At 74.5% G+C, this 1,618-nt stretch carries 1 protein-coding gene; it reads left to right on the plus strand.

Annotated elements, in window-relative coordinates:
- Nucleotides 1-191: 191 nt before the first annotated feature.
- Nucleotides 192-1,079, plus strand: coding sequence for a hypothetical protein (locus tag ACIQVZ_RS42435; RefSeq protein WP_402458544.1), 888 nt, complete (start codon nucleotides 192-194; stop codon nucleotides 1,077-1,079).
- Nucleotides 1,080-1,618 lie beyond the last annotated feature (539 nt).

Genomic DNA, 1,618 nt, shown 5'->3' on the forward strand with positions numbered 1-1,618 from the left:
CAGCGCCCCCCCCTTTCGCCCGGCGCGTGGCTGGGCCGGCGGCACGGCCGGGGGGGGTTTGGTGGGGTCACCTCCCCGCCGCGGGGGGGGGGGGGCGGGCCTCGGGCGGCCCCCCACGGCCGTTGGAGGGAGCCGCCGCGGCTATATGATCACGCGGCCGAGATCACGTCACGGGGAGCACGAGAACAGCGATGGCCGGGCAGGCAGTACTCGCACCGCCGAGGGAACTCCGCACCTGGTTCGGCCGGCGCTCGGTGCGGATGACCGGATCCGCGCTGGTGTGGCAGGAGGAACCGGAGGCCTTCCACATCCCCTACGGCCGGATCCGCCGGGTGCACGCCGTCCCCGGCCGGGGCGTGCTCTGGGACCTGTGCGTCGAGGTCGACCCTCCGGGGCGCGGCGAGCGCTCCGAATTCCGCCTGGGCACGACCGACGCCAAGGCCCAGGCGTTCGCCGACGCCATCAACGCGCAACGGCTGAAACGGCTCGCCGAGGCCCCGGCCGACCGGACGCCGATCCGCGTCGAACCGTTCCGGCGGCCCAGGCCGCTGCGGCCCGCAGGCTGGCAGCTCGGCCTCCTCGCCCTGTTCACCGGCTGCCTCACCGAGTCCGTCGCCCTGGCCCTGCTCGGCCACCCCGTGCGGGCCGGGTTCGTCTGGGCCGGCTTCACCGCCTGGTGGGTGAGCGCCGCCTGGGCGGCGAACCTGCCCTGGCAGCTCCGCTACTGGCGCCAGCAGCAGGCACTCGGCGAGCTCCGCCCGGCGGAGTTCACCGGCTCCTACCTCGGGGAGTACCGGGTGCACGACGTCCGCGGCCACTCCCGCAGCACCCGGCGCACACTCCGGTACACCTACCGGGTGACCGACCAGCTCGGCACGGCGCAGCGGCACGAGTGCAGCGCCGCCGACGTGCAGGACGTGGCGCGGCCCCGTACGGTCCTGGTGGTGCCCGGCCGCCTGTCGGCGGACACGCCGGGCGGGCTCGCCGGCCACCTCGTGTGGATGGGCGTCACCGGCCTGCCGACCCTGGTCGCGGGCCTGGTCGGCCTGGTCCTCGTCCCTGGCCTGCTGCTGCCCTGAGCCGCCGCCGGCTCACCCGGTGCCGGCCACCCCCGCCCACCCGGGCGCGCGTTAGGCCTGGACTCCGGGCCGGTCTCCCGTCCCACCCGGCGCGCACCCCTCCGCTTGAGGTGGCCCGGGCCGGGGTGTGGCGGCGGTGTGCCGGCGCTGGAGATCCACTGGAGACCGCCTCAAGGCGGGTGGTTCGTGGCGGGTTGGGTGTGTTCTGGTGGATGGCGAAGCAGACCCGCCCCGGGTCCTGTCCGGCCGGACAGGACCCGGGGCGGGGCACACCGGGGGACGGTAGACGCTCGCGCATGGATGTGAGTGTGGAGGCTATGGTTCGCCGGCCCGGAGTGGACTTGACTGGTGGACATGAGGACGGACGCGAGGGGTTCGCAGAACCGCCCGGGTCCGCTGGTTTCGTCGACTTCTTCTCCGAATGGGGTGGCTGCTGTGGTTGCCAAGGGTGTTGTGGATCTTCCGGTCGGTGCTGGTGTGGTGCTGGTGGTGGGTGGGACGGGTAAGACCGGTCGGCGGGTGGCGGAGCGGTTGTCGGG

This window comes from Kitasatospora sp. NPDC098663, assembly GCF_044760075.1.
Taxonomy (GTDB): Bacteria; Actinomycetota; Actinomycetes; order Streptomycetales; family Streptomycetaceae; genus Kitasatospora.

Bases quoted from the DNA above. Each gene is read 5' to 3' on its own strand.
- ACIQVZ_RS42435 (WP_402458544.1), top strand. From the start codon at position 192: ATGGCCGGGCAGGCAGTACTCGCACCGCCGAGGGAACTCCGCACCTGG.